Below are 19,363 nucleotides of genomic sequence, written 5' to 3' on the forward strand. Positions count from 1 at the left end.
TTAGCTACAGCTACCATTAAATATAATTATAATCCTGAAGATAAGATTAGCCCTGAAATTTCATATAGAGGAATAAGTCTTAAGGAAAATGCAGACAACAGCGCATATCAGGAAGCTAAAGTCAGAATTAAAGACGAAGGTGGTGTTGATATAAACGCCATAAAGTATATATGGGTTAAAAAGGGGGAAGTGGTTCCGGATTTAAAATCATACAAAGTTTTACCTGCCGGTATGGTAGAAAAAGTAAAAACAAATAACGGAAAAGTAACGGAATGTATTGCAACCATAAAAACGGAAAATGTGACTCAGAATCAGGTTTATTCCGGAGATCTTTATGTGTATGCACGGGATGTATCAAAAAATAAGAATAGTACTACAAGTGGAAAGTTAGTTACAGCAAACATTGATATGACTATGCCGGAAATGCAGATTTCATTACCAACAGATGTTCCAAACAAAAAATCATCATTAGTGGTAGATGGACCTTTTACATCAAGTAGTAACGATGTAGGTATGTTTGTTGCCATTGAAGACCCTTGTAATGAAGGTTACTATTTTGTCAGAAAGCAGTCTGGAAAGTCAGCCTATATTGCATTAAATAGGGAAGAATTTTTAAATGGAGATGATTTCCCATATTCTGATGAATATGATAAAAACAAAATAAAACTGTGGACATATGCCAAAATCACCGGCAGTGGCAGTGAGTACACCATTGCAGAGGCGGCAAAATTAGCAGATAATGGTACATACAGACAGAGATTTTTGGCTATAGCATCAGATAAATACTATGGAAAATTAAATGTAATGGCAGGTACCGGATTTAAGGCATCAGCATTTGAATGGGGCACCGGCACTATTAAATTTGATGCTTCAAAGGGAAAATTAATTAAGGATTCATTTATTATGATTCCTGATATGTATTCCCTGTCAGATACTCAGGATATAGAACTTAATCTGTATCACATTTATGCCAGAAAGGCATTGAAGGTTGAATTGACGGCTAAGGGTAATTATGGACAGCAGGTAGATAAAAGACTTTGTTATCAGTATAACCCGGAAGATTATCAGCCGGAGTATTTATCCAGCCTTAAAAATGCAAAGTTCAGTTTTAAAATATCAAATATCAGAACTAATGATTTTGTGACAGAGGATATAAATTACAATTCTGAAAATACATATATTAAGCTTAAAAATGTAGACACAGGAAAATATGTTTACCAGTGGCAGTTAGCAACAGGAGTTACAACTGATGAAATAACCATACCGGAAGACCTTAAGTTAGAAAATGGTCATTATGCAGTGGAAGTATCTATTTGTAATTATGTAGATGGAAAGGCAAAGGATTGTATTTCAACAGCTACCTACGATGATATTTACCTGTATGATTATTCTAATGAAATGACGGAAGCTTTTGGTATTGACAGTGTATCAACCAAAATTAATTTTACCGCTAAGGACGAACATGGAAATGATGAAAAGCCACCATATTACGGCTTTGTAAAAACCGGAGACTATAACTTTACAAGAAGTTTTGTACAGGAAAGAGAAAAGGATTATACATCTGATTTTAAGGAGGCATATGATGCAGATACATTATATCTTGGAAACTGTGCCACAGACACCTATGATGATAATCAGGTAATTTCATATGACAGAACAATTAAAATGTCAATAAACGCCATGGAAAAAGATGATTTGGATAATTACTGGATAAAAGTATGGGCAGGAGACGGAGAAAATGTCAGAGCAGTAAAATGGTTCAAGTTTGAAAGTTTTAATGACACAGACAAAACAATGTCCATTAACATTAAACCAATTGATGCTGCAAAAGTTAAAAATGCAGAAACTCCTGAAGATTTTTATTCATCAGACATTTCAGACACTGTATGTGAAATACCTGTGTTTGAAGGTTCAAATACTATTTCATATCAGATTATGAACATAGGCGGAAATAAGTCTGAAATTCATGAAATAGAAATTATGTATCACACTAAGGCACCAACCCTTAACATAGATGTTGACAAACCGGATAAGGTTGTAACAACTATGGAAGCAAGGGTTATGGAAATTAGCAGTGACTTAGTAATTAAAGATGTAAATCTTTACGAAACTGATTTTAAGGGTGATGAGTCAAAAGTTAATGCAATAGATGAAAGAACCTTTAATTACAGTAAAAACGGAAGACATTTGTATTATGCAATAGACGGATATTACAATTTATCTTTCAGACAGTTTTATATTGAAAACATAGACAGTTATGTGCCAACAGCTTCCTTTAAGTCTGTAAATCCTGCAACTTATATTTCTCTTGATAGTGAAGGGGAATTTAACGGTTACATGGAAAATGCAAGTTTAGAGGTGGAAGTTTTAGATGATAAGTCGTTAATGGAATCAGACATTAAAATATCAGTAGATGGAAGAGAACCATATGCTGTGGATTTAAGTGATAAGTGGGATTACGGAGACGGCTACGGTGGAACCTATATTGGCAGACAAAGACTTGAAAATACAGGAATGAAGGAAATTCAGATATCCTTTGGCCCTGAACAGGATGGCAGATATTATCTCAACATATATATAAAAATGAATGATGATATAGATGCCACAAAGAAGTACAAGGAAAAAGTTAACCATACAGTGGAAATCAATGTAAGCGACCAGGTAGGAAATGAGTTGGACAAAAAAATAACCACTGATGGCAGGGAGTTTTACGGACTAAATAATGTTCCTAAAATCAAGGAGGTATGCCCTCAGCCGGACGCTGAAATGATTACCTTGGAATTTACTGCCAATGTAATGGTAACTAACATAAACGGAAATGATGTTCCTGAAAAAGTATATGAAAGAATGGATATGATGGATAGATTCCCTATCACCAAGGCAGAGGAAATGGGACATTACTTTGAAGGAGCAGACTTAGGAGATATTGTATTAAAGGATTACTTTGGAATCAGTAAGGACGGAACATACAGTATTGAATATAAGGATGTTTATAATAACAGGTATAAGGAAACTTTTAAGGTTGAAGATTTCTTTGGAAATTATGCGGCAGACATTCAGTATAGTACATTGTCAAAAACTAACCAGAATGTTGTAGCTACAATTACAGGAGTGGATAAAAAAGCTGAGCTTAGTCTTAAGGAGGGCAGTGAAGAAAGCGACAACTATAAGATAACCTGGAATAAAGATAAGTCCAAGGCAACCATAGAGTTTAGTCAAAATGACTCAGTTACCTTTAACCTTACGGTAAAGGGCGCTGCAGAGGAAAAAACTGTTGAATACAATGTTTCCGTAGGAAATATTGATAAAAAAGCACCGGATGACGTTCAGGTAACATGGGTATTTAAGGAAAACGGCGATATTTACACAGGAGCAGTTATTAATCCTGAAGATTTGCTGTACCTTACTACAAATAATGACATAGATGTGTATATATCTTCTCCATCAGAGGACATATATGCAGTAAATGGAAAGGAACTTAAATATACATTTACATATTCAAAGGATATGAATAGAAGCTACACCTTTGAATATGCAGATGAATGTGGAAATGAAGGAAAGCCGGTTACGGTAACATTGCCGGATGAACTGATAATGACACCATATGAGACGCCGGTCCCTGAGGAGGGAGAAGAAAGGGAAGATAAGGATGCACCGGGTATTTCAGCAGAGGTGTATGCCGTATATGATGGTATGGCTGAATACAAAACATCATGGAATCCTGACAGTGACTCCTTTGAGGAAATTGCTGAGGACATAGGTTATACCGGCGGATACAAAATCAAATACACTTTATTTGACCAAAGTAAGTCAAAAATAGTTGTATTAAATGGTTTAAATGCATCTGCAAAGGACGTTACCTATGACAGCTCTTCCCGGAAAATTGACGGAGTGAAGGTTTCAAAAAATGATGGCACTGTAATTATAACAAAGAAGTGTTCAATCACTGTTGTAGCTGTAGATGAAAAGGGAAATAAAACATCCCATAGTTATACACCGTCAAAATTTGATACGGAAAAACCTACAGTTACGGTAAAGAAGGTAGGAAAGAGTTTTACATTAATGAGGTTGCAATTCTATACCGACGACAATACTGATGCTAAAAATCAGAATGGAACCATAGTTCCTGTAACCACAGGATTAAAAATGGGATTAGATGAGGACGGATATTATTATTACAAAGAAATAACTAATAACGGAACTTATAATACAACCTTTAAGGATAAGAGTGGAAACAGAACTACCGTAACCACAAAGATAACTGAAATTGATAATCAGGCGCCTACTATTAAGGTATCGTCATGGAGTCCATGTTACACCAATGATGGAAAGGCATACGAAAAGCTGGCACCGACAGAGCCGGTTAATACTTCGGTAACTTTGTCCTTAGACTTTGATAAGACGGTGTCAGAACTTAAGGTGTTCTACCAAAAAGGTGATACCTGGGTTGAGGATAAAAATACATTCTCAAAGACCTTTATTGAATTAGGAGGAAGAACGGCAAAGGTTGAATTTAACAATAAGGTTTTAGGAATTGTTAAGGTAGTGGCTACATCGCCTAACGGCATGAGCAATGAGCTTACGGATATTGATTTAGTAGGAATTATTGATAAGACGGCACCAAAAGTTACATTTACTCAAAAGACAGAAAATAACACTGTAAAGGTAATTTACAAAGCTGACGAAAAGGTTCTTGTAACAGGCTGTGATTATGACACAACCTACGGTGCTAACACGGAAATTCCTTTTACAATAAAGGAAAACGGAACATATCAGATTACGTTTACCGACATGGCAGGAAATGTGACGGTAAAATCAATTACCGTGAACAACATAGATGAGACACCACCTAGTGTGTTTGCAGTAGGAATGCCGGAGGATTATGTTACTCCTGAAAACTGCAAGGTAAAGGTTACCATGTCTGAAAAGGGAACCATTACCTTCCAGGGAAAAGACTACAGTGTTAATGCACCGGTAGATGCCAATAAAGACGGAAAATATGTAGGTGACGAGTTAGACTGGATTACATTACCTATTAATTCCAATGGAAGCTATCAGATAAAGGCAACTGATGAGGCAGGTCTTGTATCCTACAAGCTGTTGGAAATTAAATATGTAGATGAGGTAGCACCTCACATTCAGTTTAATAAATCAGTAATAAGTGTATCTCAGGGAACTTCCGTAAAGGAATTAAAGGAAATGTTATTAGACGATAGCACTTTCATATTGTGGGATGATGTGGACTTAGCACCACAGATTATCATTAAAAATATGTTAAGTGAAAACCAGTTAAATGTTCAGGGCATATACGAGGTAACATATGTTCTTACAGACAGTGCAGGAAACAAACGTAATGTAAACAGATATGTAAAGGTTATTAGTTCAGCAAACCTTAAGGTAAGGGCTAACGGTGAATTAATGACATCCTGTGACACAACGGTATTGTTTGACAGCAACGTAGACATTACTCTTGAAAAATCCAAGAGGGTAGGTGAATCCTTTAAGATTTACTATAAAGAGGGAATCAGAAAGGCAGGTTCCATGAAAAATGCCAAGGTTTCTAAAAATGGTAAATTGACGGATTTAGGAAAGGGATTCCATACCTTGTACATTGTTACACAAAATAAAGAGTCATATTTAACATATCTTTATATAAGCAGATAGGAGGACAGATATATGAAAAAAATATTTAACAAAAAAGTTTTTAACAGCATTATCTGTCTGGTACTTTCAGCAGTGTTGGTTATAACAGGGATGCCGGTGGATTCACTGGCAGCCCCAAATGAGCCGGCAACTAATGAAGGTGACGGATTTGAGATAAACAGTCAGATTCTTTCATTGGAGAATGATTATACATCTGTCCATATGTCCGGTACAAATGGAGGGTTTTATATATCAAATGTAGAAGGTGATAAAACAATAAAATCTGACAACAATAAGGAACTTTTGTATCACAGTGATGATTTTGATACATCATTTACATCCTTTAAAATAACAAAAAACGGAGAAACAAAAAATTACATTTTTGGTGAGGATTACTCCTATGAAGGAATAAAAACAAGTCCTGTAACAGTATCAAAGGATGCCACCGGACTGTCAGCTAAGTGGACATTAGGGGAACTTGAGTTTACCCAGCGTTTAGAACTGGCAAATTCAGGCTCTAATGAACATGGAATGGTTTGCATAAGCTATAACGTAAAGAATAATGGAACAGATGATGTAAAAATAGAAGCAAGAATACTTTTAGACTCAGCTATTGGCAGTCAGGATTATGTATATTATGAACTTCCTGATACATCATATAGCAGCGACATTATACAGAAGGAATGTATTATAAAAGCCGGTGAAGTGCCATCAACCTTTTATGCTTATGATGATTTAAAAAATCCTTCAGCTACAGCTAATACTGTTATTTCATCAAAGGGAATGCTTAAGCAGATTGCTTTTGCCCACTGGAATTCTTTAGCAGCAACAGATTTTGATTTTGCTCCAAATGAATCCTTTGATTTTACCAGTGATGGAAATGAAGAATACGGGACAGCCGACAGTGCCATGGCAATGTATTATGACTTGGGAACAGTTAGTGCAGGAAAACAGGGATTAGTAAATACATACTATGGTGTATATTCTAATGAAAAGGTTAAGCCGGAAGTTGACACAGTAGCGTTTAACATGACGGCACCGGCTACTCTTAGCCTGTCAGCTGATGGAAAACAGTATATATCTAATTGCAATAGAGACGAAAGTGGTAAGTTTAAGGAAGACGGAATTTTTAACATTCAGGCATCCCTTAAGAATGTATCAAATAATACAGATTACAACGAGGTAGTTGTAGCAGTTTATGCATCAGAAGGGATTACACCGTTAAATGAGCATCAGCAGAAATTATCCTATGAAACCAGCTATGCCAGACCTTTTACCAGTTCTTACGTGGACTTTAAAAAGGGAACAAACATTAACATACCGTTTTATTTTAAGGCGGATGTGGATACCTCTGCCAGCTACAGAAAAATAACCTTTAGGGTATATAAAATATCAGATGGAACAGATTCAAATCTTTTGTACGAAAATATGTTGTATGAAGGCTCAACTTATGTGTTGTGTCCGGGAGGAAATGGAAAACTTCCTGAAATAACCTTTAACAGTGCAACACCAAAGATTTTGTACAATGATTTATCAAGACATTTGTACATTACAGGAAGAAATTTTGGCATGCTTGAAGATAAAAGCAGATATACTCTCTATGCCCAGGGTGAGGATGAGAGATATGAAATACCTTCTTCTAACATAACCATATATGCTGAGGAAAACAAGCTGGATATTCTTTTTAATGAGAAAATGAAACCGGGAACATATCAGCTTATATTTGACTGGACGGAGCCACCTGGTGGAGTTGCCAAAAAACTTACAGGAGAGGCACTTTCCATAGTAATGTCTGATGATATGAAGTATAGAAACGATTACTACGGACTGTTGGCAGTAGTTCAGGAAAAAGGCACTAAAGGGGACAATGCCAAATATGATATAAAGACATTTTCCGATGAAAAGGAATACGAAAAAAATAAGAAAGAATATGAAGAAGTATTACTTTTGTTTAAAGGGGACTTTATAAAAGATGATACTTTTGATAAAGGGGATGATAAAAGCAACGTAAAATATGTTGCAAAGTCAATTAATGGGGAAAAAGACAAGGTTGTAATTAACGGATGTATTGATGCTTTTGACGGCACCGTAACTCTTACTAAAAAGGATGGAAAAATAGATACGGACTTTGATGATATTACATTAAATGCATCTGTGGAAAACACAAGAATATATAAGGGAAATGCCGGATTTACGTCCATTGAGGATGGGGAGGAAATTACCCTTGTACCATATAATACTGACGGTAAGGAATTAAAGGATTTTGGAGATGAAACCATTACCCTTGTATATCCTTCAGCCCTTAACGGATTAATGACCATTGCAGGAATGGCGTTTAACTTATCTTTCGCAAAACTTGGCATGATGTATGACACCAAGGCAGAAAGAGCAGCTGATGTAAAGGCAGGGGAGGCAAAAGGATTTGTAATGTCCTTTTCAGCACGTTTGGATTTAAGCTTCCTTATTCCGCTATCAAAGCGTGGAAGCACTGGAAGTAATACAGGAAGCAACAGTGGTTACAACGTATTTTCCGATATGGGAGCCAAGGCAACAGACCTTAGAAATGAATGGGTTAAAACTTTCAAGAGAAATAATGGAACATCAGGCTCCATAAAGGATGATGACGATAAAGGGGAAACTCAGGGAACAGTAGAGGTTAAAAACGTCCTTTACGGAATGAATCAGGGATTTATCGGCGTTAATTTTGGCGTGGAATTAAAGGTTCCGGGATACACCGCTTCAATGCCTAACATTGAAGGAAAGTTAGAGGTAAATACCGTTAATGACTGGTCATTTAGTGTAGAAGGAAAAGCAGCCTTCCTTAAATCCATAACCTTGGAGGTTAAGTTAGGATTTAAGAGTCACAACAACGTTCCTATAGTGGATAATCTGTACTTCTATATTCAGGGAGTAAAACCGGGAATTAATTTAGATTCCCTTGGTGTAAGCTGGATTATGGGAGGCGGTGGCGGATTTGAAAACATGTATGACACACTGTTTTGCGCCAGCGAAGTACCGCCAATCCGATTACTCCTTAGCGTATCCTTCGGACTATTTCAGGCATTAGATGCCAGAGCGGATTTCTCTTTGGGACTTACGGGATTTGGGGTAAAAATATCAAACCTTAAAGTTTCAAATACTGATATAAAAATTATGGATTACGCTAAACTTCAGGTAGACTGGATACCTTACTATAAGCTTCTTATGCAATGTAGCATAAAGTGTCTTGGAGTAATAGAAGGTAAGGGTTATATTATAATGGATACCAGTACAGGAGCAGAAGAAGCCTTTGAGGCATATGCTCAGGCGGCAGTTAAAATTCCTGATTTCATTCCATTAATTGGTGGAATAGAAGTAGGAAGTGCAGCTCTTGGACTTAACACAACCCGTATATGGGGAGCACTTAAGGTTTTAGGATTTTCAACAGGTATATCTTATGTATATGGTGGTGATTTGTCATTTGGCTCTGAGGCAAAGGTAGAGCCAACGTACCCGCAATATTTAGAGGAAGCCGGTGTGAAAGACATTAATGGCAAAACATGGTATGCAGTAGGATATGATGCCGAAAAGAAGGATACTCTTTACATGAGTCTTGCTTCAAATATTCATGAAACGGCATCTTCAACAGGAGGAAATCTTTTGGCAGATGGAAGTGGCAGTGTGTCATCAAGTCTTCATTCTGACATAACAAAGACCTATCACGATTTTACGTTAGGCCAGTATGAAAACGGCGGTGCTCAGGTGTTAAGTGTAGCTTTTAGCGCAGACACCTTAGAACAGGCTGACAAGTCAAAAGCAGGATTTAAGATTAAAGATGAAGCAGGTAAGGAAATCACTTTGAAATATTATGATAATTCAAAGAGTGATGAAGAAAATGCAGATGCAAATGCCAACTTCTCATATGATGAAGATAAAAAACAGGGAACCATAGTAGTGTCCTTTACAGACAAAAATCTTTATAACAAAACTTATAAAGTTAATACTGTAGAAGCTTCTGAACTTATTCTTTATGCTGTGGACCCGCTGCCGGAAGTAACTACGGTAAGTGTAGCAAAAACTAAATATTCTGACACAGACAATAAGGTGACAGTGAACTGGAATGGAAATGCCAAGATGACTGACCTTGATAAAATGGATATTTATGTGGTAGAGGATTTAGATGTGGAAAGTGAGGGAGGAACTCCGGTTGCAACCCTTACTAAAAAGGATATTGCAAAGAAAACCACTACCATACAGCTTCCAAAAACTCTTACAGCAGGTAAATACTATATCCGTGTTGTATACAGTAAGGAAGATGTTACTACAGGCATAGTAAATACCACAGGCACTTTTGAGTACACCAACAATACCCAGCCGGCTAAAATCGGAAGTGTTTCAGTATCTAATGCAGGAGACTTACAATTTAAAGCTCAGGTGGATGCAGCAGGGGACAGTAAATGTGCAGGAGCTGTATTTAAGGTATATGAAGTAAATGAAAAAGGTGAAAAAACAGAATTGCCGGATTACACTGTTTCCGCAGCAAAAAATGAGGCAAAGGAAATATATGCCATACTTGGAGGCAGCAGTGAAAACAGTTCTGAAAATGAAAAGGGAAAAACCATTGTTAAAAAAGAAGGCCTTAAGGCTAATGGAAAGTACATAATTTCAGCTACACCTTTTAATAAATTGATGGATAACAAGGGAAATCTTACAGGATTAACTTATGGCGAAGAAACATTTTCAGATGAAATTGTACTTAATACACCAAATAAGGCTACCATAAAGCTTACTGCTGATAAGAAAAAATATCAGGTAGGAAGATTAGAGCATGTAAAGGATGACAATGAAAATGTTGTGGAAAAAACAGTAATGTATGACACATATGATTCTTCAACCATTAACTTTACGGCTACATCTGATATGAAAGTGTCAGGAACATGGGTGTTAGATGGAGAAGAAGTTGAAACAGGAACATTTACGGATACAAACTCCATACCTATTTCATTAAGTAACATAGCAGATGGTGACCACACCATAACGGTATATGGAAAAAATGAAAATGGAGACGGATTTAGTGAATATTTCGTATTTAACGTAGATACCACAGCACCAACATTGCTTCTTAAGTCACCTACTAAGGGTTCAGGCTTTGAGGAAGACGGTACTTTAACAGTAAGTGGAATGACGGAAGATGATGCCTATATTACAATTAATGTAGACGGAAAGCCGGTTTTGAGACAGAAAACTTTAAAGGATATTAAGGCAACAATGGGAGAAGAAGGAGATTTCTCATTTGATATTAATATCGGTAAGGGTTATTATAAAAAGGAAGTAGAAGTCATTGTAAGTGATGAAATCGGAAACACTCAAAAGGCACAGTGCGAAGTCTTTAACAACGGAATGGGAAATGTTAAAAGCTTAGATGTGGCGTTGAGTGCCGATACTACTGATAATACGGAAAAGGAATGGATTTCTTATTCTAATAAAAACCTGTTCTTAAGCGATAAGGATGACACATCAGTGGCAATGCAGTTATGTGCCATAACTAATGACAATAATACCATTGTTTTAAATGGCATGGAAAATGTTGACTGGAATATGAAAGCGGTTCTTGGAAGTGCTGAAATGGATAGCAACAAACTTACAGTGAAAAAAGGCAGTCACGGTTTTGTTGAAGGAAAGCTTATTCTGGTAGATGGAGCAGCATTATCAACATCATTTACCTTTGGAGCTGAGGTTCAGGGACAGACACAGGAAAAAGGCTACAAGGTTATTTATAAGGCTAACGGTGGAAAGGGAGCCATGACAGACCCTAACAGTCCTTATAGTAAAAACGACTCTGTATTAGTTTCAAAATGCGGATTTACCTATCAGGGTAAAACCTTTGTATCATGGAACACTAAGGCAGATGGTTCAGGAACCACATATGTTCCGGGAGACAAATTCTATATTAAAGGTGATGTTACCTTGTATGCTATATGGAAAAAATCCTCCGGTGGAGATAGTGTAAAGCCGGGAGATAATAGCACTGTAAAAGTAGGAAGCACCCAGACTGTAGGAAAGGCAAAATACAGAGTGACATTCCAAGGAGCAGTAACATATCTTGGAACAACTGACAAGAAGGCTAAGAAGCTTACAATACCTGATACCATAAAGATAAAAGGTAAAACCTATAAGGTTACGGCAGTGGGAACTAACGTAGCTAAAAGTAATAAGAAGCTTACCAGCGTTATAATAGGAAAGAACGTTACGGTTATAGCAGCCAAAGCCTTCTACAAGAAAAAGAAACTAAAGAGCATTAAGTTTAAATCATCTAAGATTTCAAAAATTGGCAAATATGCTTTTAAGGGCATAAGCAAAAAGGCAGTGTTTAAGGTGCCAAAGAAAGCCAAAAAGAAATACAAGAAGAAACTTAGTAAAAAAACGGGATTCGTTAAGAAGACAATGAAATTAAAGTAAGGCATAGGGGTGCCCTTGAAAGTCAAAATCTTTCAGGGGCGCCTAATGCTGTAAAAAAGGAGTAGCATGATTATGGAGAAAATAAAAGAACTGCTAAATAAAAATAAAAAAATAACAGGCATAGTGGCAGTTACTTTATGCGCCTTAGTGGTGATAGTGGTGGCACTGGCAGCTACCGGTGGTAATGGCAGTGGTGACAGAAAAAGGGCAAAACAACTGTTTGACAATGCAGAAAAGGAGATTGCCCACATTAAAAAGGATGTCCCTAAGATGGATAGAGACACCTTCATAACCATAGATGACAAGGTGATAGTGGGATTTGTGGAAATTCCGGATAAAAATATCAGATATCCTGTAATAAATGTATTTGACAAAAACACCTATGCATATTCCCTATGTAGAAGTGGTGATGGTATGCCCTGGGATATAGAAGGTATGACTATTTACGGAATAGACTCATTTACAGATGCCCTTGATGAAATAAAAAACGGGGATAAGCTGATATTTGAAGACTTGGCCGGAGAAAAATATGAATATAAATATGAAAAAGATGCAGAGAAAGATAAGAATAAAGTAATAGATTATGGAATAAAAATATGTAAGGTGGATAGCGAAGGAAAAGAAAAAGGATATTTTTTGTTTGTAAGAGATTAAAAAAGTACATCATTAATAATATTAATAATAATGTAGGAAGACATTATTTAGTAAGAAAATGTTAGAACATTAGGAAAAAACAATAAAAACTGATAAAAATATCGAAAAAAATAGATTCTTCTGTAAAAAAAATAGTAAACCGACAAAAAATATCAGGTTTTAGTATGGAATTAAAAAAAAAGAAATGCTATAATACTGAAAGGTGGAGGACTTTGTGAATATTAGAAAAAGGTAAAACGTTTTACCTTTTCTTCAAATTTGGTTAGTATTTACAAAGTTTTTTGATTTAAAAAAAGATTATTTAAATAATGATGAAATGATAAGAAAGGGGCAAAAATCGTAATGAAAGTAAACAGACGATTGATTAAGAAAATACTGTCAGTTGTATTGGCAGTAGCAATGACAATCGGAACAGTTAATTTACAACCGTTTGTCAGTGAGGTTAAGGCGGCTACAACTATTAAGTTTGTTGGTAACTCGGATGTAGCTAATGACAATGCCAGAGTCTATGTTATTGATGGGGCGGTATCAGATTCATCTGCGTACAGGAACAGCAATAATGAGATGATTGCCGGTAAGGAGATGACAAGATCGACGACTGAAGATTACACATGGACAGCAGAAGTTGATTCAGATGTTGTTACTTTTGTAAGAGTATCACCGGTTCAAGACAATGGGGTATCTTATTACTGGAATGATTGGATGAATACTCAAAGAGGAAACAATACAGTATATACTGTTACAGCTATGGGAACAGGTGAATGGGGAGACGGAACAGTACCGGAAGTAACGTTCACTTTAGTAAATAAGATATCTGATTCAGAGAGATTTGCTAATTTTTCAAACTTTGGTGCACAGTTATATCTTCATGATAATGATACAAATACTGACTATAAATTTGAACAGCAGTCAGATGTATCCTTGTGGACTACATCTATTCCAAAGACTGTAGGAAACAATATACAGATTGAAAGAAGAGGATCAGATGGAGCAGTTTGGGGTAAATGGGGAGCTTTTGACAGAAAGTCGTATACAAAATATTATATAACGAATTTTAAGGATAGTGACGATACCTCATGTACAGGACAGTGGACTGATCCGAGTGTTTCAGACAGCATTTATGGTGAACAATTAAGTGATGCTAATTATGGATATAACTTTGATAATTTAAAATTAGAAGGTATGACAGATACAAACTCTGATGAAAGCAGTCGTAGTACGTTGTTTACAGTACCAGCTGTTATGTATAATTACAAAAAAGGTGGCGGAGCTTCATGGTGGGATCAGTTCCAGAATTTCGATGATGCAATGAAAGCAAGATATTGGGGTGAAGGAAAAATGACATACCCGATGGTTACCGGAGCACCTGACAGCAGAAATTATATATTAGAAGGTGGTATTAATGCAGTTGGTTCAAGACCATTGTATAAACTAATAGGTCAGGATTCGACTTATTCAATAAATGACAGGTTGTGGTACACAAACCATAATATATCAGGTGATGGAAATGGAAATAATGAAACAAGTTTGGTAGGCAGTCCACTTCAGGGGCTGGTTGCACCATATCTTTCAACAAACAGACAGTTGTTATCATCAGAAAATAATGTTATTATGCCATTTTTTGATGATAATTTCTTAAAAGATTATGCTGACATTTATGGTTCTATGGAAAATCCTATTCAGTTTCCGTTTAGGGTCACAGAGGATGGACATTATATATTTGACAGTAAGTCAGGTAAAGATAATGTTTATATGAATTCAGAAGGAAATCTTGTATATAATTCAAGTTCAACTGCAACTATAACAAATCCTTCTGAAAATGCCAGTGGTGAAGTTGGATTCTTCCCATTTAACACACCTATTTCAGGTAATGTTAATAATAATGCAACTTTGGCTGATTCAAAACCCGGCAAGGAAGATACCAAGGTAAACTATGGCTTTGGTATGAGACTGGGGATTCCGTTTACGGTATCTGATAAAACAGCAACAGCAAATGCTAAAAGAATTGACTTGGCAAAAACTGGAGGAAGTAGTTCAGCCGATGCAAAGTATAAAGATTTTAATGTTAAAAACAGTGCAGCTAAGTATGTTGTAGTTAAATTAGCAGAAGCTAGAAATGTTAATGTTGATAATATACGAATAAACGGAACTGATTACTGGTTGACAAATGGAAATGCAACAATTACATATCCGGGATTAAGTAAATTCACAGATGAAAATGTTGTTAGTCTTGATAACAATAATGATGGATACATTTTATTAAAACTTAATGAAACAACTGATATTAACAGCGTATCAGTAGGATATAGGTCATATGTAGATGATGCCGTTATGAAGGTGTATGCATTAAGCGATGAAAGTGAAATTACAAATCTTCCTGATATTGTAGAAGATACAGTATTTAGATTCTCAGGAGATGACGACTTGTGGGTATATGTTGACGGAAAATTAGCACTTGATGTTGGTGGTGCCCATGGACGTGCAACAGGTAGCATTAACTTTACAACAGGTGAGGTTAATGTTGACAATCCATATAAGGTTACAGATACAGGAATTGAGAAAGCAACAGCCAGTTCAGTACAGGATTGGATAAAAAATCTTGATAGAAGTAAGACACATACATTGTCAGTTTTCTATATGGAACGAGGCTTGTATGATTCAAACCTTATGATTGACTTCAACTTGGACGCTGTTGATTTAACGCAGAAGAATGGTCTTACAGTTACAAATACAATGGATTTATCTAATATCCAGAAAACATTGCAGAACACCGTTTCAGGAATTATGGAAAAAGATAAATTCACTTATGATGTTAGTGATTTATCAGACACAACTAAGACATTATTTGAAAACAACAGTATTTCATTTGGCGGAAACGGAACTGTTACACAGACAGAAGAAATTGACGGCTCTACAGAAAATGGTATACGTGGTGATAAGGTATCAATAAAGCAAAAAGAAGATAAGCGTTTTGATACATCATATTCCATAACTGATGGAGATGGTGAAAAGTTTGCAGAAAATGTATCAGGCTTAGAGGCAAATGATGGGCGTACTGATGGACAGAACAGTGTGACTATTCAGAATAAAACAGCTGCTGCAGCAGGTGAGGATGTAAGCATTAAGGTTGATTACTTAAATGCTGCTAAGGCGACAGGTTTCTCTGTAGCTAAGGAATTTGTTGGTACAGAAAGTGCTTCAGCATATACATTTGAAGTTAAGTATACACAGTTATTTGGAGCTTCTAATGAGACCTATGGGTTAAGCGGTTCTTTAGCAGGGGTATCATATACAGTATATGATAGTGATACCAATGCAAAAATTGGAGATAAAACCGTATCAGCAGACAGCACTATTGAGATTAGTGCCGGACAGAAAGCTGTATTTACAGGTATTCCGGTAAATACAAAGATTAAAGTTACAGAGTTAAATGCAACAAAAACATTTAAGAATGTAAAGGTTTCAGGCTCAGAGGAGTCGGTTGAAAATGCTACATTCACAACAAATGATGGAACAATGGCAACTCTTGCATATACAAATGAACCTGAATTTGTATTTACAAATACAGAGGCGGATATGAAGAGACTTGTATATTATACAGAGATTGGTAAAACAACTAATTTACCATTGCCGGCTGAGTTTACACATAAGACAACTAAAGAAGGTCAGTCTGGAACAACAACTACAGTTAGTCATGAAAAGACATCTTCTATAGCTATGGATAACACAGTAAGTAATGGCATGGCAACTGGTTTAACAACAATATCGAATGTTCAGGCTACTATAAACGGAAGTAATGAACATAAGCTGAAGATAACATCTCCTGGAAAAGGAGGTTATGGAATTGAGTCTATAACAATTAATAATACTACTTATGGTTATACAGCAATTAAAAATCAGTATTTAACAGGAACCAGCAGTGGCGATTTAGATAATATGCTTATGAATATAGATGGATCAATAATCATTCCGTTTACAATGACAAATGATGGAGATGTTAATGTGTCTATAAGATATAAAGGATGGAATTGTTCATATGTATGGCCTGTAGTATTGGATGAAGGTGTTACTACAACAGTAACAACTCCGGGAACAGAGTCAGTAACATATAATGATTACACTCTTGAAAATGCTTCATCAGACATTACATTTACACATAATGCAGATGCTTCTAACAAGGCAGAAGTTACATGGGAGAATGGTGATGTTAGCAACGAATCAAGCATTAATAAGATGACATTTACATCAAAACATGTAGGTTATGATAAGTTTGTTCTTAAGTTAGCAGATAATGTTAATAACGGAACACAGAAAGTAGAAGTAGTAGTTTATAACTATAATGTAAATGATAAAGTTTACGTTTTAGATTACGGTTTAAAGACAGACTTGTTTGCTGATACTAATGGTATCTTAGGTGGTACAACACCTTATAATTATGATAAGAACTTTAGTGTTACAAATAAATCAATTTTGCAGGATGATACAGACGCAGATGGATATACAGTATTAGGTATGTCTGATAGCACAGTTGGTGCTAATTACAAGAATTCACTTAATTATACATATAGTGATGGCGAGTTTAAGAACCAGATGGACTTCAATCAGGCAACAGCATTATGGGCTGATTCAAAGCTTATGTACACACCTAAGAAGTTCATGAGTGATGTAGATACTTTCTATATGGGAGTTCAGGTTACAAAGGACGGCGTTGCATCAGGTGCATCTGATTTAGATGCTTCAAATGCTACACCGGTTATGACATCCAAGGTAGAAGTAATGCCGGCTAATATTGTGTATTATGAGGATAACTTCTCTAATAGTGGAACAGATGAAAATATTGATTCTAAGAGCGGGATTATTTATTCAGGAAATGTAACAATTAATGGTGAGACAAAAGACAGTTCACAGTCTAATGCATTGGATATGCAGTACGGATATGATCCGGCATATGAAGATGAAAGTTACGGTAATAGTAATGGAAGCTCACACGAGTTAGGTAAATCTGCTATGGCAGCCTTTGAGTTCAAGGGTACAGGATTTGATATTGTAAGTAGAACAAATCGTTCAACAGGAGTTATTGTTGTAAGCGTATACAACAAGACAGATGATACAAAGATAACTAAAAACAATGGTATGTTAATTGTTCAGAATGGATGGAGTAACCTTGTTAAGAGTATGATTATTGATACATCATACGAAAATGGTGATTTGTATCAGGTTCCAGTAATAACATGGAGAAATGATACAGGAGAAGCTGGTGACTATATTGTTACTATAACTTCACTTAAAGGAAATAATTCAGAAGCAAAGAGTGTATTTATTGACGGAATCAGAATTTATAATCCGGCTAAGGGTAACTCAACAGCTGAAGGTAAATATGATGATAACAATGAGTTAGGTGCAACAGTAAGCGAAATAAAACAGCTTATATTAGGAGCAAACTTTAAGTTTAATTATGATGACCCATTGAGTTCAACATATGATAAACAGGGAGTTATTTCCTTAGCTAAGTATACAGGAAATGGAGCAGCCTTCCTTACAGGTAAGTCGGTAGTAGAATCCTTTAACGGATACAATACAGATAACACTAAGGAGTTGGATCCAAACACAACTAAGGATATGATGACATATGCAGTAAGTGGACCAAACAATGAATTGTATTTAAGTGCAGGATATGGTTTGGCATTTATGTATGACAATTTAGAGGGTTACACAGGAAATTCCAAGACAATTCAGGTTGGAATAAAGAATGTTAAGGGAAGTGAACTTAAACTTCAGTACTTAAAGGAAGTTAATAACAGTGCTGTATGGACAGATATTGCTACAATTAAATCAGCAACAGAGTTGTATTATAAACTTGATACACTTGGAGATAAGTATGATGGAAAGTTGTACTTAAGAGTTGCAGGTGGTGACGGATATGTTTCATTAACATGCATGAAAGTCGTAGGATACAAATTAAGTCCGGTAACAGCAACTACAGTTGAAGATAAAGGTGTTAAATCAGAATTAAATCCTACTGATGTAGTTATAAAGGCAGGATATAATACAAAATCAGATAGTTTTATTAAAGACAGATATGCCATGGTTAAGGTAACAACACCTGTGGCAGTAGATGATATCAAAGTATTTGATGCAAATGGAAAAGAAGTAACACTTACAACAGCTTCAAGTAAGACAGTTGATGGTGGACTAGAATGGACTCTCAAGTTCAAAGCAAGTAAGACAGAAAACATAAAGGCAAGTACAATGTATATTGTTGGATATGATGAAGAAGGATACAGATCTGAAAAGTTTGGATTTGATGGAAAGGTGGTACAGGAATAATGAAGAAATATAGTAAACCTGAAATCTGCATTGAAAAGTTTGATATGGATATTGAGATTTTAGCAACTGTAGAGATGGGATCAGATTTATATAATGAATTAAAAGATACGTATAAGTCAACAATGGTACCGGCAGGTGCACCTGAAACAGATGAGGCATTTGAAGCATGGGTAAAGAGTATGGGATATGACACACCTACTAGTGGATTGTGTTACTTTACTCCGACTATGCCATCATAAGATAATAAAAAGGAAAACCCTTTCCTGACTTTTGTCGGGAAAGGGTTTTATAAATAATATGG

General features: G+C 35.9%; 5 protein-coding genes. All 5 read left to right on the forward strand.

Annotated features, from left to right (window positions below; translation table 11 throughout):
- Positions 1-5,664, forward strand: a 5,664-nt coding sequence (locus Q5O30_RS04900; protein WP_302674596.1) for a hypothetical protein, incomplete at its 5' end; no start/stop codon positions are given.
- 12 nt (positions 5,665-5,676) lie between these two features.
- Positions 5,677-12,081, forward strand: a complete 6,405-nt coding sequence (locus tag Q5O30_RS04905; protein ID WP_021952639.1) for an InlB B-repeat-containing protein — start codon at positions 5,677-5,679, stop codon at positions 12,079-12,081.
- A 72-nt stretch (positions 12,082-12,153) separates the two neighbouring features.
- Positions 12,154-12,735 (forward strand): hypothetical protein, encoded by a 582-nt coding sequence (locus Q5O30_RS04910; protein ID WP_021952640.1) that lies wholly within the window; start codon positions 12,154-12,156, stop codon positions 12,733-12,735.
- Positions 12,736-13,077: 342 nt separating this feature from the next.
- The gene (locus Q5O30_RS04915; protein ID WP_021952641.1) at positions 13,078-19,062 is read left to right on the forward strand and encodes a fibro-slime domain-containing protein; all 5,985 of its coding nucleotides are present in this window, start codon (positions 13,078-13,080) and stop codon (positions 19,060-19,062) included.
- The gene (locus Q5O30_RS04920) at positions 19,062-19,301 is read left to right on the forward strand and encodes a hypothetical protein (protein WP_021952642.1); all 240 of its coding nucleotides are present in this window, start codon (positions 19,062-19,064) and stop codon (positions 19,299-19,301) included. The genes Q5O30_RS04915 and Q5O30_RS04920 overlap by 1 nt, the downstream gene beginning before the upstream one ends.
- The last annotated feature ends 62 nt before the right edge of the window (positions 19,302-19,363 follow it).

The organism is Eubacterium sp. CAG:161 (assembly GCF_000432355.1).
GTDB lineage: Bacteria > Bacillota > Clostridia > Lachnospirales > Lachnospiraceae > Eubacterium_G > Eubacterium_G segne.

Coding starts and splice junctions, on each gene's coding strand:
- Q5O30_RS04905 (WP_021952639.1), top strand. CDS start 5,677: ATGAAAAAAATATTTAACAAAAAAGTTTTTAACAGCATTATCTGTCTG.
- Q5O30_RS04915 (WP_021952641.1), top strand. CDS start 13,078: ATGAAAGTAAACAGACGATTGATTAAGAAAATACTGTCAGTTGTATTG.
- Q5O30_RS04920 (WP_021952642.1), top strand. CDS start 19,062: ATGAAGAAATATAGTAAACCTGAAATCTGCATTGAAAAGTTTGATATG.
- Q5O30_RS04910 (WP_021952640.1), top strand. CDS start 12,154: ATGGAGAAAATAAAAGAACTGCTAAATAAAAATAAAAAAATAACAGGC.